This is a genomic window from Cutibacterium sp. 37298 (assembly GCF_023838685.1).
Lineage (GTDB): Bacteria > Actinomycetota > Actinomycetes > Propionibacteriales > Propionibacteriaceae > Cutibacterium > Cutibacterium acnes.
Genome location: NZ_JAJNRJ010000001.1, coordinates 689,839 through 715,050 on the forward strand (window position 1 = coordinate 689,839; position 25,212 = coordinate 715,050).

The following is a 25,212-nucleotide window of genomic DNA, read 5'->3' on the forward strand; positions in this document are numbered from 1 at the left end:
TGCACGGATGCTGTATCGAGATCTCGATATGGAATTGGGACGGATCACCGTCATTCCTGATGCTCATAGGACCGGGGAATTGTACCTCTATCGAGCGTTGCGGATGGTTCCAGAAATGGCACCGAACGAGGCCATTTCGGCCTAGGCAGCCGAAGACGACCTGGGTCAGTTGTCCGTCACGAGCTTGTCCGTAAGCAGATGCGAATCACCAACCTGGGGTGCTGAGCTGCCCAGAGTAGTGCTGGGGACGTTGCAGGGGTGGTAACACAAACATCCGCGAGGAGGGGATACCGAAGCCGCACCATAAACCATGTCGAATGACCGATTAGCCCAGCGGATCCATCGCTGCCGTCAGTGCGGCAGCAGCGGCCTTATCGAGCATCTGGTTGGCATTCCCGCATTTGGGCGAGACGACGCAGGCGGGGCATCCAGACTCACATCCACATTGGGCTAGGCGCATGGTGGTGGCATGCCACCATTCCTCGGCCTTCTCGAAACCGGCCTCGGCGAATCCAGCCCCACCGGCCTGACCGTCGTGGACGACGATGGTGCACGCTCCAGTGTCAGGCAACATCACCGTCGACACCCCACCCACATCCCATCGGTCACACGGTGAGTACATTGGCAGTAGCCCAATCGCGGTGTGCTCAGCGCCATGGGCGGCCCCTGCCAAATGGACGGCATCAAGCTTCAGGTCGTCCACGACTTTGTCGGGAATAACCCACCAGCAGGCCTGGGTGATCATGGTGTGGGTGGGCATCTCGAGGGCCACCGAGTCCCACACATCATTGGTGATTTCGTCGCGACGCAGATACCCAACAACTTGCTCTGTCAGTTCTACCTGCCCGCACGCCACATATCCGGGACCACAATCGCGACGTCTCTCCTCCCGAAGGATTCTCACCGTCGACGCTGACTGGGGTTGAGTCCAATATCCCGGCAGGTCCTGGTGCACCAGGGCGTGGTGCTCGACCGGGTTGTATTCGTCGACCAGCCACTGATCCCCCTGATGCAGGTACACCGCGCCTGGATGCACGGTACGGTCTGCGGCGGCTTCGTCGACTACCCCGATGACCCTCCCGGTGGACACGTCGATAATGTCAATCCCTTTGCCTGCCGCCGATCGCAGGTCGATGGCGTCGACAGCCCGTTCCGGACGAGTCCAGAACAGCCGATTTCCGCGACGTCGCAGTACGTTCTGGCCTGTCAACGTTTTGCATATCCCGGCAAAGGCCGACCCGTAAAACTCTTCGTCCGCAGGGGAGAGGTATGCCTCCTGGGCGGCCGCGGCCACGTGCGGGCCGAGCACATACGGGTTATCTGGGTGCAGCACAGTTGATTCCACCGAGGACGAGAACAATAATTCGGGGTGCTCAAAGAGGTATTGATCCAGCGGATTTTCCCGGGCCATGAGCACTACCAACGCGTCACGGCCCGACCGTCCGGCTCGACCAGCCTGCTGCCACAAGGCCGACAGTCGCCCTGGATACCCGGCGATAACGACAGCGTCCATCCCCGAAATGTCTACACCCAACTCCAGGGCATTCGTCGCGACGACCGCTCGCATCGAGCCGTCCTGCAGTTTGGCCTCGATACGTCGTCGGTCCTCGGGAAGGTACCCAGCCCGATACGCGGTAACCCGAGCCCCGCTAGTTACCCGGTCCTGGGCATGGGCAGAAATGACCTCTGCCAGCGAACGCGAGGCGACGAAACAGATCGTCTGTAATCCGGCGTCGGTCAGGTCAGCTACGAGTCCCGTCGCATCGGCTGAGATGGACTCGGCTGGCTGCCACAAGACGACGTCACGGCCCGGGTGCGGGGAGTAGTCCTCATCAACGACCTCGACCTTCTCTACACCGAGCAGGCGGGTCCCGGCTTCGGCGGCGTTCGTCGAGGTTGCGCTAGAAAGCAGGAATACCGGATCTGCGCCATGCATCCGACAAAGCCTGCGCAGCCGGCGGATAACCTGGGCTACGTGTGCCCCGAAGACCCCGCGATATTGGTGGGCTTCATCGATGACGACATATCGCAGGCTTCCGAGTAACCCAGCCCATCGTGCATGAGACGGCAGCACCGTGTGGTGCAACATGTCCGGGTTCGTGAGGACGTATCGGGCCTGCTCCCGGGCGAAACGACGCTCAGCCTCATCGGAATCGCCGTCAAGGGTTGAAACCAGCCAATTCCTCGGCCCAACCTCGTGGCAAACGCGTTCTTGGTCGTGAGTCAGGGCCTTCGTGGGAGCCAGGTACAGGGCACTGTTGCGGTGTAGGGAATCCCGCAAAGATGCCGGCAGGCCAGGAGTTGGCGATTCCGGCATCACCGGGGTGGTCGATGCCGTCGCAGCCATGATTGGCAACAAATAGGCCAAGGTTTTTCCCGACGCCGTTGCGGTACAAATCGCTGCATGACGGCCTGCTCTTGCCAGCTCGGCGAATCGCGCCTGGTGTTGCCATGGCCGATGAATCCCAGCCGCTTCGACGGCTTGACGACAATCCTCGGGGAACCACGAAGGCCACTCGCAGGTGCGTCCTGCTGCGGCCTCGCGATGATCGAGATAGACCACCTGGGGGATGGCCAACAACCGCGACACAGCGTCACGGGTTGACGAGACAGATGGAACGATCACGCGCCAAGATTGCCACCATGGGCAGACACCTCACCGTCGACGAGATCGAACAGCTGCGGCACATCTTCACCGATATCGGGTACGTGACTGATCCCGTCATGGCCGCCATCGGCGACTCTGGGCAGCTCGGGTTGACCAGAAATAGCACCACACCAGCTCTGCGGGCGTTAGCAGGGCGCACGGATGCCCTGGCCGGAGCTATTCGTCTATGGCTGTTGCAGCAGCCCGTTCCTGTTGAACAGTTGGCACCGTTGCCGCTGCAAGCCCTCACCGAGGCCGGCATCGTCAGCATTGCGGGATCGACAGCTCGCGCCCTGGTCGACGTGCGTCCCTACGGGTCCCCCGACGACGGCGCTTCGGGGTGGACAGTTTCCGACCTCACCCCGGGCTTGGATAAGGCCATCACTAAAATCCGCCCTGACTACGTATTAGGCGTTTCACCAGCATCAGTTTCACTGACCCAGATGGCTGTACCAACTCATGTGGGGAGCGCCCTCGACATGGGGTGCGGGTGCGGCGTCCAGTCCCTGCACTTGTCGCGTCATGCCGATCATGTCGTCGCCACTGACGTCAACCCTCGAGCTCTCGAGATGGCCCAGCTCACTTGCCGTCTTTCTCACGCCGACGTGGACATCCGGGATGGATCCCTCTACGACCCCTGCGGCCACGACACCTTCGACCTCATCGTCACTAATCCGCCCTACGTCATGGCTCCGCCTAGCCGTGATGGCCAACGGCTGATCTACCGGGAGGGAGGGTTCTGTGGGGACGGCTTGGTGGAGGCCGTGGTTCGTGGTGCCCCTGCCCGTCTCAATGACGGCGGGATGCTCCAGGTTCTTGCCAACTGGGCCCATATCGGTGATCAACCGTGGTCCGAAAGGCTCGCCACCTGGGTCGAGGAGACTGGCTGTGACCTGTGGGTGGTCGAGCGCGAGCACCTCGACGCTTGCGAGTACATCGAGGCCTGGCTTACCGATGCCGGATTGGACGGGTCTGCCCAGTGGCGGTCTCGCTACGACGAGTGGTTGTCCTACTTCGACGATCTCGACGTCACCGGTGTGTCCCTGGGGTGGATCACTTTGACCAAGGCGGGCCGGGATGATCCCGATCTCTGCTTCGAAGAATGGCCCTGGCAGGTGGCACAACCGATTGGTGAAACGATGGCCCGACGCGCTCAGGCTGTCACCTGGGCGTGTCTCAGTGACGAGGGCCTGCTTGCTCGACGTTGGCGCATCGCCCCCAACGTTGACAGCGAAACTGCCGGACGCCCCGGTGCTACCGACCCTGAGCACATCGTGCTGCGTCAGCGTCGCGGGCTGTGCCGGGCTGTCGAGATGACGACGGCTTCTGGCGGAGTATTGGGTGCTTGCGACGGTGAACTCACCTTGGCACAGATCACCGATGCCGTCTCTGCGATTCTTGAGGTTGACCATGACGCCTTGCTCATCGAGGTGCTGCCTCTGGTTCGCGAGTGCCTGCGCCACGGCATCCTCGAGACGGCATGACCGGGTGCATGCTGAGCGCTGTAGTCCGTAATGCCACACTTCGATCCCGGGTGCGCTATTTTTGGCGAAGCAATCATTAAAAAGGAGGACCGATGACTGACCACCAGGAGATCCCGCTTACCGAGACCCATCACTGCAGCTGCGGTGAAAGCGACACCGAGCTGCCTGAGCTCGATGTGCGCACTATTCCGCACGCTATCCGTCATGGTGCCGTCATCGGTGCCTTTGCGCAGCTGCAGCCGGGTGCCTCGATGGTCCTTATTGCCCCGCACAACCCGCTGCCCCTGCTGAGCCAGCTTGAGCAGATCGGCAGTGTTGGCGTCGAGTACCTCGTCGAGGGTCCTGACGAATGGCACCTTAAGCTCACCAAACAGGCCTGATGCCCTGAGGATCCGGACGCGCTCTCGACCTCCGGCATCTCATGTGTAGCCGGTCCGTCGGGGACGAAGTGTTCACGTTTCTGGCATACCCGAGGTGCCGGATGCGACGGCTGTTGTTACGGTTGACGCGCGACCACCGGTGACGGTGCCGCTACATTGGGCCGCGGACCGTCCATTTTGGGCAGCCCAGCAGCTCACATCACGTCAACGGAGAAGGCAGGAATGTCACCGACCAAGAGCCTCGTCATCGTCGAGTCCCCCCATAAGGCCACGATGATCGCCGGGTACCTGGGGCCCAAGTACACCGTGCGAGCCAGCCAGGGTCACGTGCGCGACCTGCCCACCAGCGCATCCGAGGTTCCCGCCAAGTACAAAGGGGAGCCATGGGCGCGTACCGGAGTCAACGTCGATAACGAGTTCACCCCGGTCTACGTCGTTTCTCCAGAAAAGCGGTCGACGATCCGCGAACTCAAGAGCTTGCTCAAGGACGCTGACGAGCTCCTGCTCGCTACCGATGGTGACCGCGAGGGGGAGGCCATCGCCTGGCATTTGCTTGACGAGCTCAAACCGAAGGTGCCGGTGCGCCGCATGGTGTTCAACGAGATCACCGAGAAGGCCATCAACGAGGCCGTCGCCCATACCCGAGAGCTTGATACAGACCTCGTTGATGCCCAGGAGACCCGACGCATCCTTGACCGTCTCTACGGTTACGAGGTGTCCCCGGTGTTGTGGAAGAAGGTACTGCCACGGCTGTCGGCAGGTCGCGTGCAGTCGGTGGCTACCCGGCTAGTCGTCGACCGTGAGCGCGAGCGGATGGCGTTCACCAGCGCGAACTACTGGGACATGGAAGCCACCTTAACCGCCGACCTGGATGAGTTTCAGGCCCGCTTGGTTTCCCTCGATGACACCAAGATCGCCACCGGCCGCGACTTCGACTCCCACGGCAACCTCACTTCCAGCGTGCGCCGCCTTGGCGAAGTTGCCGCGACCGCTATCGCGAAGGCCCTCGAAAAGGCTCCGTTCACCGTCACCAAGGTGGAATCCAAGCCGTACACCCGCCGCCCTTACGCTCCCTTCCGCACCACGACCTTGCAGCAGGAGGCAGGCCGCAAGCTCGGCTTCACCTCCCAGCGCACCATGTCGGTCGCCCAAAATCTCTACGAAGGCGGCTACATCACCTACATGCGTACCGACTCGGTGGCCCTGTCTCAGGAGGCCATTCACGCGGCTCGCAACCAGGCTGCCGAGCTCTATGGTTCCGACCACATTCCGGACAAGCCGCGCATCTACGCCTCTAAGGTGAAAAACGCTCAGGAAGCCCACGAGGCCATCCGGCCTGCTGGCGAACACTTCCGCACCCCAGCTGAAACCGGCCTGACCGGTGACGAGTTTAGGCTTTACGAGCTGGTCTGGATGCGTACCCTGGCCTCTCAAATGGCCGACGCCAAGGGCGAAACCCTTTCGGTGACTATTGATGCTACCCCGGTCTCGCCGGTAAACCTGCCCGACGGCGATGTCACCACCGCTACCTTCACCGCGTCTGGACGCACCATCACTTTCCATGGTTTCCTGCGCGCTTACGTCGAGTCCGTCGACGAAGGAGCTTCCGATGACGCGCAGAAACGTCTGCCTCAGTTGTCGAAGGGACAGGATCTAGACCCACGCGAGGTGACCGCTAAGGGGCACGACACCCGCCCGCCGGCCCGCTACACCGAACCCAGCCTGGTGGCAAAGCTCGAGGAACTAGAGATCGGTCGCCCATCGACGTACGCATCAATCATCCGCACTATCACCAGCCGTGACTACGTTTTCAAGAAGGGCTCGGCCCTGGTGCCGACCTGGCTAGCGTTCGCCGTCACTAGGCTGTTGGAGGAACACTTTTCCAACCTCGTCGACTACCAGTTCACCGCCGACATGGAGGAGACCCTCGACCAGATCGCCCGTGGTAATGCCGATCGGGTGGCGGTGCTCTCAGCCTTCTACTTTGGCCAGACCAAGACTGACGACGGCGACGTCCCGACGCCCACTGAGGGCCACGAGGGGCTGCATCAGCTTGTCACTGAGCTTGGTGACATCGACGCGCGCACGATCTGCACCTTCCCGCTCGACGACTCTGACGTCGTTGTCCGGGTGGGCCGCTACGGTACCTACGTTGAGGATCCGGAGGGCAATCGAGCTAATGTCGACGACGCTCTGCCCCCTGACGAGCTCACCGTCGAGGCCGCCAAGGAGCTGCTGGTAAGCCCGAACGGTCAGGACCGCGAGCTCGGTCTGGATCCGTACAGCCATCGTCCGATCGTGGCCCGCAACGGGCGTTTCGGCCCTTATGTCACCGAGGTCCTTGACGATGACGAGGCCACTGAGATCGTTGAGACAACAACCAAGGATGGCAAGAAGCGTCGCACCAAGCACAAGGTGAAGCCGCGCACTGCTAGCTTGTTCAGATCGATGAGCCTTGAGACCGTCACCCTTGATGAGGCTCTCAAGCTGCTTTCACTGCCCCGGGTGGTCGGAACGGCTGCCGACGGCACCGAGATCACTGCGCAGAACGGGCGCTACGGCCCCTATCTCAAGAAGGGAACGGACTCGCGTTCCTTAGGCAGCGAGGACGAGATCTTCTCCATCACTTTGGAGCAGGCCGAGGCTATTTACGCCCAGCCTAAGCAGCGCGGTCGTGCTGCGGCTAAATCGCCGTTGCGCGAGCTTGGCGAGGATCCGACCTCGGGACGCCCGATCGTCGTCAAGGATGGCCGTTTCGGCCCTTACGTTACTGACGGCCAGACCAACGCGACCCTCCGCAAGGACGATTCGGTCGAGGACATCACCCCGGAGCGGGCCCAGGAATTGCTGGCCGAGAAGCGGGCTAAAGGGCCAGCTAAGAAGAGCCCAACTAAGAAGAAGACGACCAGGAAGACAACCACTCGCAAAACCACCACGAAGAAGTCGACGACCAAGGCCACCTCGAAGTCCGTCAAGGTGACCAAGGCGAACGCGAAAACGTCGTCAGGAAGCTGAGATGGCGACGGGGTGTCGTTCGGGCAGCACCGAACCGTTGTACTTCGAGTTGGCATGGACGGCTGCTCGACCGGTTCCAGCCGACCTGCGTACAATCGTCGCCGCCGGCGGGGCCCGTCGGACCATTGAGTGCAAGGTCACCTTGCTGGACTCCCCGGACCACCGGCTGCTGAGGTCGGGGATTGTCGTCGCTCACCGCGTCGTGGATGGACTGGGGGAGTGGTACATGGATGCTCCCGAGTGGTCCCCGTGGTTACCGGTTGCTCGGTCAGTAGCCCTCGATGCCGCCGGTGAACTGCCTCAAGATTTCACTTGTCTGGCCCGTCCTTTCCTGCGCGGGGCGACCCTCTGCCCGGTCGCGGCCCTGTCCTGGGAGCGTAACGAGACGATCCTGGAGGCCCTCGATTGCACCAAACTGGCCCTCATCCGCGACGACCGCATTGCCGTCGTCCAGTCAGGAGTGACGACATCGCGGGTTCGTGAGCTGACGATCACCCCACAACGGGGTCTCGCTGAGGGGCAGCGGGAGTGGCTCACCAACCGCATCCTGGCTCTGGGCGGTGTGCCAGTCTCCCGGCACCCTTCGGTTTTGCGGCGTCTTGGCCCAGGGGCTGGCGCGCTCACCGACTACCCGCGTCCGCACCTTCATCATGGTGCCGGATTACAGACCTGGGTATCGGCTCAGCTGGCTGGACAGTTGCGGGACGTTATCGAGGCTGATCTGGCGGTTCGTTGCCAGGGGATGGATTTAGGCCCCACCGAGACAACACGGACGGAGCCGCGCGTTCTTCCAGAGTCCCCAGATCGCACTGATCTTGTGGGGATGGGGTACGACCCAGTAACGATGTCGACCCCCAGTATCCACGACGGTAACCATGGGTCGATTCGGCCGCTTCAGAAGGCGATTCGGGCGCTGTCGGAGACCCTGGACGCAATGTCGGGTCTGCTCGATCAGGCTTGGGTCGAACGTGCCCAGAACTTGTGTTTGCGGGTGATGGGTCTGGATCCCGGTCACATCAGTATCCATAACCTTTCTCGGGAGTATTACCAGTTGCTCGAGGAGATCACAGCGGCGGCGCGGTCCCCGCGTCTCACTGTTGATCCTGACCAGCCCGCACGTCCCACCATGAAGCGCGTGCTTCGGAAGTCGGTTGCTGACGCAGTGGCCAAGTGTGATGACGTTGAGGATGTGCAGGGGTGGTCAACAGCCGAAGTTGCAGTTCGCCACGCAGCCGCAGTCGCTGGAATTCTCGACACGAGTCGCGCCGGGAAAGTGGCTAAGCAGCTGCGCCCCGTCGTCAAGGAGATAGCGCAGACGAAACGCAGCGTGACCGAGGCTGTTGACGTCTCCCACATGTCTCCTCAAGAAGCTTTTGAGGCCGGACGCGAGGTAGAGCGGGCGTCGGCATCGTTGTTTGCGGCCCGACAATCATTTAGGGATGACTGGCAACAGCATCGCCGCAAGATCCTTAAGGCTATCCATGACTGACCAGACGGTGACTGGCCGCGATCTGGGCGGTGTATTCGTTGTCTTCGAGGGTGGGGACGGTGCCGGTAAGACGACCCAGGCCCGACTACTTGACCAGTGGCTGACGACCGAGGGAATCCCTCACCTCATGACTCGCGAGCCCGGGGATTCCTGGCTTGGGCAGCGGATCCGCGAGCTGGTGCTCTCTCCTGACTCCGGGCCGATCTCCTCGCGCGCCGAGGCTTTGCTGTACAACGCCGACAAGGCCCAACACGTCGACGAGGTTGTCATTCCAGCTTTGCGAGAGGGCAAGGTCGTCGTCTGCGACCGCTACGTTGACTCGACTATCGCCTATCAGGGGGCTGGCAGGGTCCTCGACCCTGGCGAGGTCGGCCAGCTCGCGTGTTGGGCGACGACCGGCCTGGTACCTGATGTGACGGTTCTGCTCGACGTCGATCCCTGCGAAGGAGCCGGTAAGATCGCCGCCAAGGATCGTCTGGAAGCTGCTGGTGACGAGTTCCACCTTCGGGTGCGTCAACATTTTCTTGACCTCGCTGCGGCCCATCCGCAGCGATACCTCGTGCTGAACGCGCGGAAGAGCCGCAAGGAGATCAGTGAGGCCATCTGTCAACGCGTGACTGGATTGCTCAACGGGTGAGGAATCGAGCGGTTACGATGTCGGGCCGATCTGCAACGATGATCTTGTGAGCGATGTATTGACCGGTGTGTGGGCCGATCTTGTGGGCCAGGAGAAGGCTGTCGGGGTACTGCGTCGTGCCGCCGAATCGCAGCCGGGGCGCTCGTCCCATGCGATGAGTCACGCATGGCTCATTACGGGTCCGCCTGGATCAGGTCGGTCGAATGCTGCGAAGGCCTTTGCAGCGGCGCTACAGTGCGTCGACCATGGATGCGGGCAGTGCAATGCCTGTCGAACCGCCTTGTCAGGCGCCCATCCTGACGTCACCCTCGTGCGTACTGAGGCGCTGTCTATCGGCGTCGATGAGGTGCGTGAACTGGTTCGTCGAGCGGCGATGAATCCGGTCCACGGGTGTCACCAGGTTGTCGTCGTCGAAGATGCCGACCGCATCACTGAACGCGGAGCTGACGCCTTGCTTAAAGCTATCGAGGAGCCTGCGCCGAAAACCGTCTGGTTGCTGTGTGCCCCTACTCCAGAGGACGTCATCGTCACGATCAGGTCGAGATGTCGGCGCCTTCACTTGGCTACGCCGCGCGATGAGGCTGTGGCAGATCTGCTCACCCGACGTGACGGCATTGCCCCGGAGGTGGCTGCTGAGGCTGCCCGCGCTGGTCAAGGGCATATTGGGCGGGCGCGGCGCCTGGCCTGGGACGAGGAAGCTCGTGCGCGACGCAACGCCATTGGTGAGCTCCCTACCCGGTTGCGGAGCTTGGGGGACTGTCTGCAAGCAGCCGAGGACCTCGTTAATCAGGCCAGCGAGGAGGCCGCAGCCGCTACCGCAGAGGTTAATGCGGCCGAGCGGGCCGAGCTGGAGAAAGCCCTGGGGTTTGGCTCCTCTGGTGCTCGACCGCGCAATGCTCAAGCTGCTTTGCGGGACCTTGAAAAGCAGCAATCCGCTCGGTTGAAGCGGTTACAGCGCGACGCCTTGGATCGTGTGTTAACAGAGTTGACGGCTTACCACCGTGATGTATTGGCTATCCAAACTGGCGCTGTGCGTCCTGAGGAGGAGAACGCTTTACGAGGAGCCCGCCTTGTTAATGCTGGCTGGTCGGCCTCCCTTCATCGGATCGCAGATTCGCAGAGTCCTGAGCACACTGTTGCCACGATCGATGCGATCCTTGCGGCGCGCAAGAGCCTGAAACATGGCGTCACCCCCCTGCTTGTGATGGAAACTCTCCTTATCGCCATGACGGGAGTAGACCGCGCCCGCTGGTGAATCCCCCTGTCATGGCATGATGAAGTGAATAACAACGGTGTGTTGCGCCGCTGTGGCAGCGAGTTTCGTGGCACAGTGTGAATGTGCCGTGCCGTATCCTCGGTGCGGTTCCCAAATCGTGAGGATTGAGCGTGAGCAAGGCGATCAAGAGGACTGCAGCGGACTCCACCGACGCCGAGACCACCCGGGTCATCCGGACGGGGGCCTCCCGCGTGGATGCCGATGTCAACCCCACTGAGGTGATCAAGCCCAGTGATTCAGCGGACTCGGAGCGCACCAGCGTCATCGACGACAACGTTTTCCGTCCTGACTCCGAGACGACTCGTGTTGTGGACGATCGCGAGTTCGAGGAGGAGCGTCGCCGTCGCGAATTGGCCGAGCAGCGCGCCCGCGAGCGCGCCGACCGTCAGGCCATCGAGGCCGAGCGTCAGCGTCGCGCCGCCCATGCCGAGCCCGAGCCGGAGCGGGTTGCTGAACCGGCCCCCAAGCGCACCACCGACAAGATCATGGCATCCCTGGGCCTGTTCTTGTTCCGCCTCATCGTAGGCGGGATTCTTGGGGTTCACGGATTCCAGCACCTCGCCCAGCGAGACCTCACATTGCGCGCGGTGCAGGCTCTCCCACTACCCAGCGGATACGCCCAGGCCGGTGTGTGGGTGCTGGGCATCTGCGAGTGCATTGCCGCGGTGTGCATCATCCTTGGCCTGTTTACCCGCGTCGCGGGAGCCGGCATCATCGCGATTATGGTGCTGACCTTGACTTTCATCTTCTGGGGCAGTTTTGCCATCTTCAAAACGATGGGCTTCAAGGGCGAGCTGGAGCTGCTGCTGGCTGCATGCGGCGTGCTGTTGTTGTTCTTGGGTGCCGGTGGCTGGTCCATTGACGCCGCCTACCGGCGTAGCCGCGCTGCTGCGAAGGCAGAGGAGGTCGGCGACTGAGCCGAATCGTAGCGGTAGCCTTCCGCGAATACGGTCAACTTTTTCACCTCGACGTCGGGACCCTCGACGTCGAGGTGGGTTCGTGGTTGCTATATCCCACCCCAGAGGGGCCACTGGTATGCCGGTGCGTATGGGGTCCTGAAGAGGTTGATCTCGATGGGAAGTTGCCGACGTGCCCTGGTAAGGCCGACGATGCCGCTGTCGCCGCTGCAGCGCGTGATCGACGCACCCGAGCCGAGATCTTGCAGACCGTTCGGCGCACCGTCGAGGATGCGGGAGTCGATATGGAGGTGTTGGCGATCGACCTCGTCGAATCCGGCGATGATCGTGCTATCGCGGTGTATTTCCGCGCCCCACACCGAGTGGAGTTTGCGACCATCGTTGGTCCCCTCGCTCGGCGGCTACGCGCCAGAATCGATTTGCGCCAGCTTCGTGGCCGCGATACCGCTAGGGTCGTCGGTGGTGTCGGGGTGTGCGGTCGTTCGCTGTGTTGTTCGACCTTCCTGCCTGAGCCGTCGTCGGTGCCGAATCGCCTTGTCAGCGAGCAGGGGATGGCCTCCAACCCCTTGGCGGTGACTGGGGCATGCGGCAAACTTATGTGCTGCCTGCGTTACGAGTCACCTTATTACGCTGATTTCGAGGCTGCCCTCGGAGAGGTCAGGGTCCCGGATGCTCCGAGATGTCCGCTAATGCCGACGTGTTCTCGCAGACGGGACCAGGAGCACAAGGACGCCTGACTCCAGGAGGAACTCAATGACACCACGCGTTTCGCGACGACGTATGTTTGTCGCGGCTTTGATGGCCAGTTCCCTATTCGCTGTCACCGCATGTACCTCTGCGGGGTCTAGGCCGCCCCAGTCGGCTTCAGCGAGTCGACAGTTTGCGCCGCACAAGCCGAGCGCCTCGCCGTCGGTGACTGCCTCGGTTGTACCGGCTCAGGATAAGGCTGACACCAATCCGCCGGTAGCCTCCTTTGACCCGAAGGCGCACGCTCTCATGGAAGGTCCGCGGAGCCCTGATCGGCAGGTGATGCACCCAGCTAGAGACAACAAACCCTTCAGTAAGGCTCCTGCTGGTAAGGGAATAAATTGGTACCTATCTCGCAAGATTTCGTGGCATGACTGCGGGACGTTCCAGTGTGCAGACATCCCGGTGCCGTTGGATTGGGATGACCCGGACGGTCCAGCAATCACGTTGGCGCTCAAGCGCAAACCGGCTGAGGGTGCTGCCAAGGCGACCCTTTTCATCAATCCCGGCGGTCCAGGTGGTTCCGGCCAGGAAATGGTCAGCTCCTTCCAGTCGTCGTCCTTCCCCGACCATGACGTCATTGGGTGGGATCTGCGCGGTACGGGGGCGTCGACTCACGTCAATTGTGGTCCGGCGAAGACAATGGATGGTCTGTTCAGTCTGGACGCCTCCCCTGATAACGAAGCCGAGTGGAATGGGCTTATCCGCGGTACCAGGGACTTTGCGCGCAGTTGTCGCGCGTATTCGGGGCAGCTGCTGGACCACGTTTCGACGATAGACACCGCTCGTGACCTCGACTATTTGAGGTATCTGGTGGGAAATAAGAAGCTTGATTATCTCGGTGTTTCATATGGCACTTTCCTCGGTGCTACCTATGCCGAGCTGTACCCAGGCCGCGTCGGGCATATGGTGCTGGACTCGACAGTGAACATCACGAACCATGACACTGTTAGTCAGGCTGTTGGATTCGATCGAGCTTTCGGCGATTTCGCACAGTGGTGTGCCAATCGGGGAAACCGCTGCGCTTTGGGAACGAGCGCGGCTGAAATTCGCAAGGCGACATTGAACTTTTTAGACCGTCTTGATGCTCATCCCATGAAGGTCGCGGGGCGAGAATTGACGCAGAGCCTGGCGGCTACCGGCATCGCCTTGTTCCTGTATTCGGGCAAGCAGGCCTACTCGTATCTGACCGCTGCCCTCGTTGGAGCCATGAAGGATGGCAATGGTGGCTATCTATTGACGGCTTCCGATTACCTCAACGGCCGTGGAAAAGATGGTCAGTGGGAGACGATCGCTTCGGCTTTCCCCGCGATCTCGTGTCTTGACCAGGCCGATTTTGGCTTGAAGCACGCGCGTCAAGAGTGGCCTCAAGAGGTCGCCAAGGCCCCAACATTAGGTAAAGCTCTGGGGGTGGCACCGATCTGTGAGGTATGGACGGCTCGCCCGGCTCCCCAGCTGTACCTGACCGCTCGGGGAGCGGCGCCGATCCTCGTGCTGGGTGCCACCGGCGATCCTGCGACCCCTTACGAGCAGGCCACATGGATGGCTGGCCAGCTTAAGTCTGGCGTGCTACTGACGTGGCGAGGTTCCGGCCACTCCGCGTGGGAATTGGGTAACCAATGCGTCAAGAAGGCTGTCGAGGGATATGTCAATGACGGAAAGACCCCCAAGGACAACACGGTGTGCTAGCCGTGACCTGCCGCAAGGGCAAACGTGCGCGGTTGCCGGGAGGTTTGGGAGACGTCGTTACCCTTGTTCTCGGGAGGAGGGATCGCTCATGACCTTGGATCAGCGCCATGTCGCCGGCATCGTGGTGCGTGCTGTGGGCCTTGCCCTGCTCGCGGGTATTTTGCTCGCACTGGAGTGGGCATGGCGCACGCATGCGTGGAACGATCTCAAGGCCGTGGACGGACGGTGTGTCCTCGTGGGTGCGAGAGTTGACGATGGGCGTGTCCCGACGGTGGGGTGCCATGAGAATGGTGCCAGGTACGTCAAAGATGTTGTTAAGCCTTCATCGCAGTGTCCCAAGGGACTGACCCGGGTGTCGGTACGCCACGAGTTGAGCCACGACACCGGGTATGTCGGGGCCTTGTGCGTGCGTAATCCTTGATCACACACGCCCCCGCAAAACTCAGGAGCCCAGCTAGGACAGCATCGCTCGACGCAGCACATCCAGTGGCAGAGCTCCCATCCGCAGTGCTGTGGTGTGAAACTCCTTAAGGTCGAAGTTCGGATCCTTGGCCTTCGCAGCCTCCCTCAGCTCCAGCCAGGTGCGCTCGCCGAGCTTGTAGGAGGGGGCTTGTCCAGGCCACCCGAAGTAGCGGTTGACCTCATAGCGGGCCGAGCCCTCGTCCATCGAGACGTGGTTATTGAAGAAGGCCCAGGCTTTATCCCAATTCCATTCGCCGCCGCCCATTTCCTCGGGGGCTTCGAACTGGCAGTGCAGGCCGATGTCGAGTACGACGCGGGCGGCGCGCATGGACTGCCCGTCGAGCAAGCCCATGAAGTGGCCGGGATCGTCCATGTACCCCAAATCGGCCATCAGCCACTCGGCATAGAGGGCCCAGCCTTCCCCATAACCCGACGTCCAGTAGTTGCGGCGCCAGGAATTGAGTTCCTCGCGGGCCGCGATGGCCGATGAAGTCTGCAGGTGATGGCCTGGAGCGCCTTCGTGGTAGACGGTGGTGAGTTCTCGCCACGTGGTGAAGGTGTTGGCGTCGTCGGGCACCGACCACCACATGCGGCCGGGACGGGAGAAGTCATCGGATGGAGGGGTGTAGTAGACGCCGCCGTCGTGGGTGGGAGCGATCATGCCCTCGATGTGCCTAGCCTGCTCGGGTACCTCGAAGTGAGTGCCGTCCAGGGAGGAAATCGCTTCGTCGGCGCGCTCCTGCATCCAGACTTTGAGGGCCGCAGTGCCGGTGATCTGGTATGCGGGGTCGGCGTCGAGGACGGCCATGGCCTCCTTGATGCTCGCTCCCGGGCGGATGCGCTCAGCTGTCTCGCGCTGCAGCTGTTCGATGCGGGCGAGCTCCTGCTTTCCCCATTCGTACGTTTCAGCGAGGTCGACGGTGGTGCCGACGAATTGGCGGGAGGCCAGTCGATAGCGGTCGATGCCGACGGCGTCGGTTTCGGTGGCCAGTGGGGCAATCTCGGTTGAGAGGGCCTCGGCGGTGCGACGGAAATTCCCCTTGGCCGCGTCGATACCTTCGGCGAGTGCGGTTGTCACAGCGTCGGGTAGGTCACGGGAGGCGGTTCGCTTGAGGTAGTCGTCGAAGAACCCGCCGTCGGAGGTCCATGCGGTGATCTGTTCGACGAGGAGGTCGACTTGGCGAATGGCCGCCGGGATTCCGGCGTCGATCGAGGCGCGTTGGGTTGCCAGCCAGCCGTCCAGGGCAGGGCCGGTGGCATGAAGACGACGCGCGATCGTCGACACCTGGTCGGGGGTCTCGGTGGGCATGGCGTCGTAGACCTCGCGGATTTCGTGGACTCCCGACGCGATGCCATTGAGAGAAAGGAGGTCGTACCCCTTATCGTGACTTTCCGCCTCTAAACCCAGGCTAGAACGCATCGCGGCGACCGTGATCCGGTCGGTATCGTCGGCGGGCATAGCCTGATCGAGCCGGTCGAGGGTGTCCATGGCGAGGCGGTATTGGGCGTCCAGGCCGGCGGGGGACAGGTCGTCGTATTCGTCCTGGTTAAGATCCAAACCGAGCGCCGTGGCGAGCGTAGGGCTGGACTGGACGAGGGCGGCCCAATAGTGGTCGGCAACCTCGTCGACCTCTGATCCCATCTGGTGGGTGGTGTGTGCATTGTCCATGGTCACAACGATGACGTTATACCGAGCCGACGACGGGTGCGTGGCATGCGGTGTTCCAGCAAAAAGCGTGTTGGTTTCGTGAAGAGGTCATCGTGCCGGTATAGTTTTCGGGGCCTGCCGCGGCAGGCGTGCCAACTTAGCTCAGTCGGTAGAGCGACGCTCTCGTAAAGCGTAGGTCACGGGTTCGATTCCCGTAGTTGGCTCCACGTTCCCAAAGCATTGCTGACAAGGTACCGCAGCGGTCCGCTCAATCCCGATTTGCGACCGCTCGTCCCACGAGGTCAAACCTGCGGATCGAACAGGGGCGACGCCCAGCTCGTCAGAGGCGCCAGGTACGATCAACTCACCACGATTCATCGATCACGGTCCGGCCATGAGTTCGGTCCGTCCAGCGGAATTGCAAGGGGACGCATGTACGACAGCATCATCATTGGCGCGGGTCTAGCCGGACTCACGGCTGCTGAAGAGCTCGCCTCCGCAGGACACTCGGTGGTGGTCCTGGAGGCCCGAGCCCGGGTAGGCGGCCGCTTGGAAAACGCCGAGTTATCCAACGGGCAGGTCGTTGAACTGGGTGGCCAGTGGGTTGGAGAAGGGCATGAGGAACTTCGCTCCCTCCTCTCCTCACAAGGGTTAGAACTGGTTGATTCAACCGACGGCGACGTCGTTGTCAAGGCCAGGGGCAGGGTCTCTCACGTCACAAGTTTGTCCGAGCCGTCCGCTCATTCCCTTAGCCCCTTCGAATTGGCTGACCTCGGCCAGGGCCTGCTGAGGTTCCGTCGTCTGGCCGATCGTGTTGCCAATAACAAGGGCTGGGCGGCGGCCAATGCCACCTGGTTGAACCAGTCGTTGAGTCAATGGACAGTCTCGAATGTTCGTACCGAGGCCGGTCGTGGCTACATCACGAACCTCTTCCGTCAAGCCTTCGGTGTGTCTGCCAATGACACTCCTCTCTTCAACGGTCTGGCTAAGGCCAACGCCGGTGTGGACTTGGAATCCCTCGTCGCCGTCAACGGTGGCCTTAAGCAGCAGCGCGTTAAGGGCGGGGTTGCTCAGGTTACCCGTAACCTCGCTGAGCCTCTCGGTGACGATCTTAAACTCTCCAGCCCGGTCCGATCCGTTCATAGTGACGACGACGGCGTTACCGTCACCACTACTGATGGCACGCAGTATCAGGGACGTAGCGTCATCGTCACCGTGCCGCCGCGGCTACTTAAGGACATGACATTCGAGCCAGCGCTGCCTGCTGAGCGTCTCGAGATGGCCGACAAAGTGCCAGCTGGCAATGTCATCAAGGCCTACCTCGTTTATGACAGCCCATGGTGGCGCACCTCTGGTGCTTCCGGCCAGATGGGTGCTGACGAGGGCGCTGTCCGTGTCATTTTTGATACTTCTGACGACGAGACCGGCAAGGGAATCCTCATGGGCTTCTTCGAGGGCACCGAGGCTTCCGGCTACGGGAAACTTTCGGTCGGTCTGCGTCAACGTGCCTTCGAAGAGGTCGTCGAGTCGGCCTTCGGCAAGGCCCCCAGCTCGCCGATCGAGTACCTTGATCGCGACTGGCTCTCTGAGCCTTACACCGGCGGATGCCACGGAGCCCACTTCGCTCCCAGTCTGTGGACGACTACGGGGCCGATCCTTGCCGAGCCGCTGGGCCGGGTGTTTTTCGCGGGGGCTGAGTACGCCTCTTCCTTCAACGGTTATATGGAGGGCGCACTGCGCGCTGCTGCTCGCGCTGCTCAGGAGGTCCTCGACCTGCTCTGAGCCAAGACGATCAGCCACTGACTTCTTCTGCGGCGAACCGTGCCACGAGGCCAGCGTCAGAGGGTTGTATCGCGGCGACTCCCATCGCTGACTTCAGCCTGGGGGCGACGTCACCGGGAGGAGCCACAGAGATGCCTGAAGGTCGCACCGAGGGGCTGTTGCGGAAGCGCTTGGTCGACGTTACTGATATGTGAAAAAGCAGGTCGCGAAATGACGGCGGCGTTACGTCGATAGCGCCAAAGTGACGGGAGCTGGTGAGAGGATGCCATATTCTTGAGCAGCCACTCGTGGATGGAGATGAGAATGTTTTGTGCGCGATGCGGCACCCAGGTGGGTGCACACGATGCAGTCTGCCCACAATGCGGGCTGAATTTGCGTTTGCCTGGCGCCGTGCGCATGACCGACCCGGGTTCCTATGACGAGACGCGGGTCCAGAGCCCGGTGGGTGAAGGGGCGACACCGACGCGGGAGATCCCACGGGTGCAAACGCCGTCGGAGCCAGGGGAGTGGCAGGATTCCATGCCGACCCAGCAGTGGCCGGTCCAGGACTCGACGCCAACTCAGCAATGGACCACCAATAGTCAGTCGGGGCCGCAGCAACCTTCTCAAGGGCAATACCGAGATCTTGGGGCTTCCCAGATGCCCGACGATTGGTTCCGTGACCCGGAGGCTGAGCGCACCCGGGTGATGGCCGCGGTTCCTGAGAATCCCGTGTTCACCCCTCCGCCTCCGCCGTCGACGCCAGCTATGGCATATCCGCCGCCACCTTCGGGTGACTCCCCACGTCATCGCAACGTATTGATTGGCTTAGCGGTGGGTTTGTTGGTGCTGGTTGTCCTGGGAGCTGTGCTGCTTTTTGCCGGCGGTCTCAAAGGGCGGTCGGGTAGTGAACCTGCTGTGGTCACGACCCCGTCGGCCAGCTCACAGCCCACGCAGTCAGCCTCGGAGGATCCGCAGGCTACATCGATTGACACCACCCCCAGCTTCCTGATGTCCTCGCCTGCCTCGCCAAGTCCCGTTCCGTCGAGTCCAGCCTCGTCGAGTCCAGCCTTATCAACCCCAACTCCGTTGAGCCCGCAGTCTCCGACATTGAGCGCTCGTCAGGTGGCTGACAAACTGCCCGACGGAGACACCCTTTGTTCCTCGTCGGTTGGTGCCGTCGGTACGACATCGTGCCCGTTCGCTCTTGAGGTGGCTAATGCCATCCCGGCGGGTGCCCAGGGCGACTATGAGGTGCAGGCGTATAGCCCGGTGACGGGTAAGATGTACACCATGAAGTGCGAGACGCAGGAGAGCTACACCACCTGTACGGGTGGCATCGCCGCGAAAGTTCACATTCTGCGCTGAGGGCTCGGATCCTGAAATCACATCGGTCGCTGAACCCCGACGAGCCTCACCTTGTCGAAATATTCATCCTTGAGATCAGCCCACGTGCCGTCGACCTCTACCTCGGTGAGGGTCGCGGGCGGGTACCAACAGCCGACCTCGTCCTCGGCTCCACTCATGGCGGCAAGTTGCGCTGCCAGTCCGGGGATCGTCGGGGCATGGGCGATGATGAGCAGGTTATCCACATCGTCGTCGATTTCTCCGATGCGCCGACGCACGGTATCAGTGCCGCAGTAATAGAGGGCTCGCATGAATTCGACCGGACAATCCAGTTGGAGGCAGTCCCAGGTCTGGCGGGTGCGTAGGGCATCGGAGACCAGAGCATGTCCAACATTGCGCAGTCCTAAACGCGTGCCGACCTCACGGGCCTGACGGCGCCCCACGTCGGTGAGCGGACGCTCCCGATCCCCGCCCGGAGCATGTGATGCGGGCTGTGCATGTCTCATGAGGAACAGAGTGTGCATGGATCCATCGTTGCACTTCGCGGTCGCCGCGGTTCTACGATGTTGGCATGCCGTTGACGGATTTGGGCATTGATGAGGCGCGTACCTACCGCCCGAACGTCCCTGAACCCGATGGTTTCGACTATTTTTGGGCCGAGACCCTCGATGAGTATTCCGGCGTTCCCCAAGATCTGACGGCGGTGCCTTTCGATAACCGTCAGGCTCTGATAGATACCTGGGATTTGTCGTGGGCGGGGTATCACAACTCTCGGGTGAGCGGGTGATTACATGCCCCAGCCGCTGTGAACGGCCCATTCCCCCTTGTCATCGAGTACCTCGGGTACTCGAGTTCGCGTGGTGTGCCGATTGGATCAGTCTTCGCTGCTGCTGGCTATGCACATATCGTCGTCGATCCACGTGGTCAGGGGTGGGGCCACCCAACCTTGACGGAAAACTGTCCGGATGCCCACGACGGGACAGGCGCCCCCGGGTTTATGACCCAGTCTCTTTCCGACCCCCACGGCCACTATTACCGTCGGCTCTTCACTGACGCTTTCCGTTGCCTCCAGGCTGCCCGAGAGATGGAGCTGGTCGACCCCACCAGAATCGCCGTTCTCGGTCATTCCCAGGGCGGTGGTCAGGCCATTGCGGTGTGCGCGCTGGCGGCGATGCGCGGTATCAAGCTGGCTGGGGCCTTCGTCGACGTGCCGTTCCTGTGCCATATCAGGCGCAGTTGCGATATTGCCACGGATGGCCCATACCTGGAAGTCGTTCGTTACCTGGCTGCCCACCCGTTACTGTGCGGCCGTGCTTTCCAGACTCTCGGGTATTTCGACAGCCTGCATTTCGCCCCGTCGGGCCCGAACTTCTACCTGGTTTTCAGTCGCGATGATGGACCAAGCGGTACCACCGTCGTCAGTGTGGGCGGCATACAACGCTTGGGGCGACGGCATGGTTGCTGATAAGCACATTGCCGTCTACCCCTTTGCCGGTCACGCGGCTGGGGAGGACGTCCAGCGTTGGAATCAGCTCGGAGTGCTGGCCCAGCTGTTTTCGTGACGAGTCAAGGTCAGTTCACGGTTTGACGGCGACGATGAGGTCGCGGTGTATCGAGGAATCGACGCGGTGGCTGAACTGATGCCACAGGTCGTCGTCAAGGGGCGTGAGACCAGCGGCAGACAGAATCGTCACGAGGTGTTCCCGAGATAAACCCAGGGTGTTCCACGACATACCTAGCGCGCCGCCGTGACGCAGCTGACCGGCCCATACCGGGATGGCCTCGCGCAACAGGTCAGTAGGGGAACGACGTCGAGATGCTCCGCTGTGGGAGCCATGCACTACACCGTAGGGGGCGTCGGTGACGACGGCATCGAAGGTCTTGCGTCCCCACAGCACTGCCGAATCAACGGCGTCACCAGTGAAAACGCCCATGGTCAAAGGTTCGGCCTGCGGGAAACGTACCTTAGCGTCAAACCGCTTGCCAAGCGAGCGGCCGTCACGTCGCACTGGATGGGTGCCGCAGCTGTGCTTGAGGTGTTTGCGACGCAGCCATGTCGTGACGTGAGCAGCGAGCGCCTCGACGGCCTTGACATCCTGCTCGACACCGAAGCCGTTATGCCCGGCCCTCCAGGCGCATCCCAGAGTGGTGCCGCGCCCGGCCAGCGGGTCGAGGATAGCTAGCCGCTGGCCCTCGTCACGACGGGTTGCGCAGCGGCCCTCCAGACTGGCGAGAGTGAGGTTGAGCAGTAGACGGGTGAACTGTTCGTTGGTCTTGCCTCGGTACTTCGGGATGGTGACAAGGTCCTCGTCTACAACGTCAACTTGCGGCAACTCGAGGGGAGCCAGCAGATCGCCGCGGTATTCGAAACAGGCCAGAGCTGCCGAGGATCGCGCCACGGCCGCCAGATCTGCTTGCGGGAGGGGATTCTCGCTGTGAATCGACAGGTACTCGACCCCGGCCACGGTCACCGGGGCAACTGACGTGGCGTTGGGACAGGTGAGAGAGAGCTCGGCGGCGCACAGTCGTCCCGCCTGCCCGGCATAGACGTGGTTTGCTGCAGGGGTGAGCAGAACGAGGGTTTCGGACATGGGTGACATTGTGTCATGAACAGCATTCGGCATCCGCGGCGATGCGGGTGTCGAATGCTGACGTCATGACTCGCGGCCCGGAATTGGGGCGGTGCCGGGGTGCGAGTGGATCAGGCGGTGTGCAGGTTCTCGTAGGAGGTGCCCTTGGCGCGCTCGAAGGAAGCCTTGATCTCGGCCTCAGCCTCGTCGCGATCGGTCCACGTGGCTCCTTCGACCGACTTTCCGGGCTCCAGGTCTTTGTAGACGGTGAAGAAGTGCTCGATTTCCATGAGGGTCATGCTGCCGACATCGTCAAGGTCGATGAGGCCGGCGCGGCGGGGGTCATCGGCAGGCACGCACAGCACCTTGTCGTCGCCACCCATCTCGTCTTGCATCTGGAACATAGCCAGTGCGCGGCACTCGATGAGGCAGCCGGGGAATGTGGGCTCAGTCAGCAGGACAAGGGCGTCAAGCGGGTCGCCGTCCTCGCCGAGGGTGCCCTCGATGTATCCGTAGTCATACGGGTACTGCGTAGAGGTGAACAAGGTGCGGTCGAGACGGATGCGACCGGTCTCATGGTCCATCTCGTACTTATTCTTGTTGCCACGTGGAATCTCGATCGTCACATCGAAGTGCAAGCTCTCAGGCTGTTCTCCCTGGAATGGATTGGTGAAATCGTCGGTCACGAGGGGCCCCTCTTCTTGTATTGGACACGGTGATGATCGACACTGTATCCGTTTGCAGGAGGGATTTTCGTGCCACACTCAGATCAACCTACGTCGAAGCGAGCTGTGTCGGCGCCACGACGGCGCATGCCGGGATGGGTACCCGTTACTGTCGGCATCGCAGTGGTCGTCATTGTTGTTGTTGCGGTTATCGTCAGTTCGCTGCGGAGCGGGTCACCTGCGCGCTGGACCGGAGGAGGAATCCTTCCTCATCGCCACGAGAACACCGCTCAAGCGGTGCAGCCGGGACGAGGGGTTGTTGCGGCAGTGGCACCGACGACGCCGTCGGCCAAGCCAGTTGCTGCCACGATCGCCAATCGCGTCAAGTCTGCAGGCGCAGCCCCTGGTGTACTAGGTGCTGACATTATGGATGCGGCAACTGGTGAGACCCTCTACCAGTCGGGTCAGAATTCCCTCCTGACTCCAGCTTCCAATCTCAAAGTGCTTACTGCGATTGCGCTGTTGGATTGCACCGACGCCGGGCATCGTTACACGACGAAGGTTGTCGCCAATGGGTCCGCACTGACGTTGGTCGGTGGTGGCGACCCCTACCTACGCTCGAAGTCTTCGGCCCAGCACCCCGAGTATCCGTCGATGGAAGACCTTGCCAAGCGTACGGCGGCGGCTCTCAAGAAAGCGGGGACGACGAAGGTCACCGTCAGCTTCGACGACACTCTGTTTACTGGGCCGGATTGGAACGGGGCCTGGCCGGTCGACAACTACTCCGACGAGGTCACTCCAATTACGTCATTGTGGGTCGACGAGGGAATGATCAACAACAGCCCATGGAATCGCAGTAAGACGCCAGCCGTACTTGCTACCAACGCTTTCATCGGCTCGCTTCGTAGTGCCGGGATAACGGTGAATGGTTCGGTTTCTCGTCACAAGGCTGACAGGTCTGCCAAGGAGATTGCGGCGGTGCAGTCGCTCCCGGTGGAGGACCTTGTCACCCGCACCCTGGAGGAGTCAGACAACTCTGCCGCTGAGGTCTTGAGCCGACAGATGGCTCTTGCTAGTGGCAAGCCGGGATCCTTTGCTGGTGGTACCCAAGCCCTCGAGGAGCACCTCAAGAACATAGGTGCCTGGCAGGACGGCGCGGTCATCCAGGACGGATCGGGATTGTCCCAGGGCAATCGGATCACCGCGTTGATGCTTTCTCGTGCCTGGCGCAAAGTATTGACGACCCTGAAGCTGCAGCCGGTGGCGAATGCGGTACCAGTGGGTCGGGTCTCTGGGACCCTTCATAAACGATTTTCCGATCCGAGCACGGCAGCCGGACGCGGTGTCGTTCACGCCAAGACGGGCAGTCTGCAAGGAGTCATCTCGATGTCGGGGTGGCTGCGTGACGCTGACGGGCGAATTTTGGTGGCTTCCTTCATCATCAATCAGACTGACGGCAGTGCCCGGTCGTGGCTTGACGTCGTCTACGGCAACCTGGCCGGGTGCGGCTGCACCCGCTGATGGCACGACGGGAATTAGGGCCAGCGGCCCTGGCAGTCGCCCAGGCCGTCGAGCGGATGGTGCGAGGGGTTGATCGGTTCGTCGTCGGGTGCTCGGGCGGTCCGGACTCGCTGGCCTTGGCTTTGGCCTCAAAGTGGGCGTCGCGGCGGTGCGAATCTGGCGTGAGGGTCGTCATTGTCGACCATCAATTGCAGCAGGGGTCCGACGAAGTGGCCGAGCGGACCCGGGACTTGCTGGCGCGACGCGGTATGGATGCATGTGTGCGTCGCGTCGACGTTGACGCTCATGACCCCGATGGCCCCGAGGCGGCGGCGCGGACTGCTCGTCGGGCAGCACTGCTCGACGTCGCTGGGGATGAGCCGGTGTTGCTCGGGCACACCCGTGACGATCAGGCCGAGCAGGTGTTGCTTTCTCTGGCCAGGGGCTCCGGGGCGACGTCGCTGGCAGGTATTCGGCCGCGTTCCGGTCAGTTTTGGCATCCGCTGTTGGAGGTGCGACGGGCCCAGACGGTGCAGGCGTGCCGGGAGTGGGAGGTTGAGCCGTGGCAGGACCCTCACAATGGTGATCCACGGTTCCTGCGCTCTCGGGTGCGCACTGAGCTCATGCCGGTTATGGAGGAGGTGCTGGGCCCAGAGGTGGCGGCATCCCTGGCTCGCAGCGCGACCTTGCTGGCAGGGGAAGATGAGGTCGTCGCCCGGGTTGCGCGGATGTGGGCGGATGAGCACGGGGTGAATGCCAATGAATTGCCCGGTTTGCGTGGGGTTGAGGTCGGCCTGGCGCGCCGCGTCGTCAAGGAGTGGCTGCCGCAGGCGAGGATGGTGCACGTCGATGCCGTTTTGGGCTTGCTGGACGGGCCTGGTGGTGCAGGGGTGGACGTCCCGGGCGGACGCGTCGAGATGAGACAGGGGACTCTGTATCTAGCCCGGCGCCTGTGATGGGACATAAGTCGGTAGGCTG

20 protein-coding genes, 1 tRNA gene and 2 pseudogenes are annotated in these 25,212 nt (G+C 62.0%); 17 read left to right on the plus strand and 6 right to left on the minus strand.

Going from position 1 to position 25,212, the window contains the following annotated elements:
• Nucleotides 1-7 precede the first annotated feature (7 nt).
• Nucleotides 8-265: pseudogene (locus tag LRP59_RS03230) on the plus strand (hypothetical protein).
• A 60-nt stretch (nucleotides 266-325) separates the two neighbouring features.
• On the opposite strand, the gene LRP59_RS03235 reads toward LRP59_RS03230, so the two are convergent.
• Nucleotides 326-2,626 (minus strand): DEAD/DEAH box helicase, encoded by a 2,301-nt coding sequence (locus LRP59_RS03235; RefSeq protein ID WP_014604326.1) that lies wholly within the window; start codon nucleotides 2,624-2,626, stop codon nucleotides 326-328.
• On the opposite strand from LRP59_RS03235, the gene LRP59_RS03240 reads away from it, so the two are divergent.
• The 5 genes from LRP59_RS03240 to tmk all read left to right on the plus strand — a co-directional run bounded on the left by LRP59_RS03240 (nucleotide 2,614) and on the right by tmk (nucleotide 9,652).
• The gene (locus LRP59_RS03240) at nucleotides 2,614-4,131 is read left to right on the plus strand and encodes a methyltransferase (protein ID WP_002512960.1); all 1,518 of its coding nucleotides are present in this window, start codon (nucleotides 2,614-2,616) and stop codon (nucleotides 4,129-4,131) included. The genes LRP59_RS03235 and LRP59_RS03240 overlap by 13 nt on opposite strands.
• Before the next feature lie 92 nt (nucleotides 4,132-4,223).
• A complete protein-coding gene (locus LRP59_RS03245; protein WP_002512961.1) occupies nucleotides 4,224-4,511 on the plus strand; it encodes a DUF2249 domain-containing protein in 288 nt (95 codons plus the stop codon).
• A 222-nt stretch (nucleotides 4,512-4,733) separates the two neighbouring features.
• Nucleotides 4,734-7,526, plus strand: a complete 2,793-nt coding sequence (gene topA / locus LRP59_RS03250) for a type I DNA topoisomerase (protein ID WP_002512962.1) — start codon at nucleotides 4,734-4,736, stop codon at nucleotides 7,524-7,526.
• 1 nt (nucleotide 7,527) lies between these two features.
• Nucleotides 7,528-9,015: a hypothetical protein gene (locus LRP59_RS03255; RefSeq protein ID WP_148378481.1), complete on the plus strand. Its 1,488-nt coding sequence runs from the start codon at nucleotides 7,528-7,530 to the stop codon at nucleotides 9,013-9,015.
• Nucleotides 9,008-9,652 (plus strand): dTMP kinase, encoded by a 645-nt coding sequence (gene tmk, locus LRP59_RS03260; RefSeq protein ID WP_002512964.1) that lies wholly within the window; start codon nucleotides 9,008-9,010, stop codon nucleotides 9,650-9,652. The genes LRP59_RS03255 and tmk overlap by 8 nt, the downstream gene beginning before the upstream one ends.
• Here the strand turns inward: tmk and LRP59_RS03265 are convergent.
• A complete protein-coding gene (locus tag LRP59_RS03265) occupies nucleotides 9,642-9,803 on the minus strand; it encodes a hypothetical protein (protein WP_002521097.1) in 162 nt (53 codons plus the stop codon). The genes tmk and LRP59_RS03265 overlap by 11 nt on opposite strands.
• Between LRP59_RS03265 and LRP59_RS03270 the strand changes: the two genes are divergently transcribed.
• The 5 genes from LRP59_RS03270 (at nucleotide 9,735) to LRP59_RS03290 (ending at nucleotide 14,702) form a co-directional block, all read left to right on the plus strand.
• Nucleotides 9,735-10,907, plus strand: coding sequence for a DNA polymerase III subunit delta' (locus LRP59_RS03270; protein ID WP_230614258.1), 1,173 nt, complete (start codon nucleotides 9,735-9,737; stop codon nucleotides 10,905-10,907). The genes LRP59_RS03265 and LRP59_RS03270 overlap by 69 nt on opposite strands.
• A 131-nt stretch (nucleotides 10,908-11,038) precedes the next feature.
• Nucleotides 11,039-11,845: a DoxX family protein gene (locus LRP59_RS03275; RefSeq protein ID WP_002512966.1), complete on the plus strand. Its 807-nt coding sequence runs from the start codon at nucleotides 11,039-11,041 to the stop codon at nucleotides 11,843-11,845.
• A gap of 74 nt (nucleotides 11,846-11,919) precedes the next feature.
• Nucleotides 11,920-12,582, plus strand: coding sequence for a regulatory iron-sulfur-containing complex subunit RicT (gene ricT, locus LRP59_RS03280; RefSeq protein ID WP_002512967.1), 663 nt, complete (start codon nucleotides 11,920-11,922; stop codon nucleotides 12,580-12,582).
• Between the two features lie 259 nt (nucleotides 12,583-12,841).
• A complete protein-coding gene (locus LRP59_RS03285; RefSeq protein WP_171011472.1) occupies nucleotides 12,842-14,281 on the plus strand; it encodes an alpha/beta hydrolase in 1,440 nt (479 codons plus the stop codon).
• A gap of 88 nt (nucleotides 14,282-14,369) precedes the next feature.
• Complete coding sequence (locus LRP59_RS03290; RefSeq protein WP_002512969.1) at nucleotides 14,370-14,702, plus strand: hypothetical protein; 333 nt, start codon at nucleotides 14,370-14,372, stop codon at nucleotides 14,700-14,702.
• Nucleotides 14,703-14,735: 33 nt separating this feature from the next.
• Here LRP59_RS03290 and LRP59_RS03295 read toward each other — a convergent pair whose 3' ends face one another.
• Nucleotides 14,736-16,385: a DUF885 domain-containing protein gene (locus tag LRP59_RS03295; RefSeq protein WP_032499734.1), complete on the minus strand. Its 1,650-nt coding sequence runs from the start codon at nucleotides 16,383-16,385 to the stop codon at nucleotides 14,736-14,738.
• A 157-nt stretch (nucleotides 16,386-16,542) separates the two neighbouring features.
• Here LRP59_RS03295 and LRP59_RS03300 point away from each other — a divergent pair.
• The 3 genes from LRP59_RS03300 (at nucleotide 16,543) to LRP59_RS03310 (ending at nucleotide 19,520) form a co-directional block, all read left to right on the plus strand.
• Nucleotides 16,543-16,618: transfer RNA gene (locus LRP59_RS03300), tRNA-Thr, on the plus strand.
• A gap of 205 nt (nucleotides 16,619-16,823) precedes the next feature.
• On the plus strand, nucleotides 16,824-18,173 hold the full coding sequence (locus tag LRP59_RS03305) for an NAD(P)/FAD-dependent oxidoreductase (RefSeq protein WP_002512971.1): 1,350 nt from the start codon (nucleotides 16,824-16,826) through the stop codon (nucleotides 18,171-18,173).
• Between the two features lie 396 nt (nucleotides 18,174-18,569).
• Complete coding sequence (locus LRP59_RS03310; RefSeq protein ID WP_032499733.1) at nucleotides 18,570-19,520, plus strand: hypothetical protein; 951 nt, start codon at nucleotides 18,570-18,572, stop codon at nucleotides 19,518-19,520.
• A gap of 17 nt (nucleotides 19,521-19,537) precedes the next feature.
• Here the strand turns inward: LRP59_RS03310 and LRP59_RS03315 are convergent, their stop codons facing one another.
• Complete coding sequence (locus tag LRP59_RS03315) at nucleotides 19,538-20,023, minus strand: histidine phosphatase family protein (RefSeq protein ID WP_002512973.1); 486 nt, start codon at nucleotides 20,021-20,023, stop codon at nucleotides 19,538-19,540.
• Nucleotides 20,024-20,070: 47 nt separating this feature from the next.
• Here LRP59_RS03315 and LRP59_RS03320 point away from each other — a divergent pair.
• A pseudogene (locus LRP59_RS03320) lies at nucleotides 20,071-21,061 on the plus strand (acetylxylan esterase).
• A gap of 15 nt (nucleotides 21,062-21,076) precedes the next feature.
• Here LRP59_RS03320 and LRP59_RS03325 read toward each other — a convergent pair.
• Together LRP59_RS03325 and LRP59_RS03330 are read right to left on the minus strand one after the other, a co-directional pair.
• The gene (locus tag LRP59_RS03325; RefSeq protein WP_252236817.1) at nucleotides 21,077-22,090 is read right to left on the minus strand and encodes a TRM11 family methyltransferase; all 1,014 of its coding nucleotides are present in this window, start codon (nucleotides 22,088-22,090) and stop codon (nucleotides 21,077-21,079) included.
• Between the two features lie 110 nt (nucleotides 22,091-22,200).
• Nucleotides 22,201-22,755, minus strand: a complete 555-nt coding sequence (locus LRP59_RS03330; RefSeq protein WP_002512977.1) for an inorganic diphosphatase — start codon at nucleotides 22,753-22,755, stop codon at nucleotides 22,201-22,203.
• Between the two features lie 126 nt (nucleotides 22,756-22,881).
• Here LRP59_RS03330 and dacB point away from each other — a divergent pair, with 126 nt between their 5' ends.
• Entirely contained in the window at nucleotides 22,882-24,255 is a 1,374-nt protein-coding gene (dacB, locus tag LRP59_RS03335) for a D-alanyl-D-alanine carboxypeptidase/D-alanyl-D-alanine-endopeptidase (protein ID WP_002512978.1), read from the plus strand.
• On the plus strand, nucleotides 24,255-25,190 hold the full coding sequence (gene tilS, locus LRP59_RS03340; RefSeq protein WP_002533251.1) for a tRNA lysidine(34) synthetase TilS: 936 nt from the start codon (nucleotides 24,255-24,257) through the stop codon (nucleotides 25,188-25,190). The genes dacB and tilS overlap by 1 nt, the downstream gene beginning before the upstream one ends.
• The last annotated feature ends 22 nt before the right edge of the window (nucleotides 25,191-25,212 follow it).

Coding starts and splice junctions, on each gene's coding strand:
- tilS (WP_002533251.1), top strand. CDS start 24,255: ATGGCACGACGGGAATTAGGGCCAGCGGCCCTGGCAGTCGCCCAGGCC.
- topA (WP_002512962.1), top strand. CDS start 4,734: ATGTCACCGACCAAGAGCCTCGTCATCGTCGAGTCCCCCCATAAGGCC.
- LRP59_RS03265 (WP_002521097.1), bottom strand. CDS start 9,803: ATGGGACGAGCGCCCCGGCTGCGATTCGGCGGCACGACGCAGTACCCC.
- tmk (WP_002512964.1), top strand. CDS start 9,008: ATGACTGACCAGACGGTGACTGGCCGCGATCTGGGCGGTGTATTCGTT.
- LRP59_RS03315 (WP_002512973.1), bottom strand. CDS start 20,023: ATGCACACTCTGTTCCTCATGAGACATGCACAGCCCGCATCACATGCT.
- LRP59_RS03255 (WP_148378481.1), top strand. CDS start 7,528: ATGGCGACGGGGTGTCGTTCGGGCAGCACCGAACCGTTGTACTTCGAG.
- LRP59_RS03295 (WP_032499734.1), bottom strand. CDS start 16,385: ATGGGATCAGAGGTCGACGAGGTTGCCGACCACTATTGGGCCGCCCTC.
- LRP59_RS03285 (WP_171011472.1), top strand. CDS start 12,842: ATGGAAGGTCCGCGGAGCCCTGATCGGCAGGTGATGCACCCAGCTAGA.
- LRP59_RS03305 (WP_002512971.1), top strand. CDS start 16,824: ATGTACGACAGCATCATCATTGGCGCGGGTCTAGCCGGACTCACGGCT.
- dacB (WP_002512978.1), top strand. CDS start 22,882: ATGCCGGGATGGGTACCCGTTACTGTCGGCATCGCAGTGGTCGTCATT.
- LRP59_RS03290 (WP_002512969.1), top strand. CDS start 14,370: ATGACCTTGGATCAGCGCCATGTCGCCGGCATCGTGGTGCGTGCTGTG.
- LRP59_RS03240 (WP_002512960.1), top strand. CDS start 2,614: ATGGAACGATCACGCGCCAAGATTGCCACCATGGGCAGACACCTCACC.
- LRP59_RS03325 (WP_252236817.1), bottom strand. CDS start 22,090: ATGTCCGAAACCCTCGTTCTGCTCACCCCTGCAGCAAACCACGTCTAT.
- LRP59_RS03245 (WP_002512961.1), top strand. CDS start 4,224: ATGACTGACCACCAGGAGATCCCGCTTACCGAGACCCATCACTGCAGC.
- LRP59_RS03310 (WP_032499733.1), top strand. CDS start 18,570: ATGACCGACCCGGGTTCCTATGACGAGACGCGGGTCCAGAGCCCGGTG.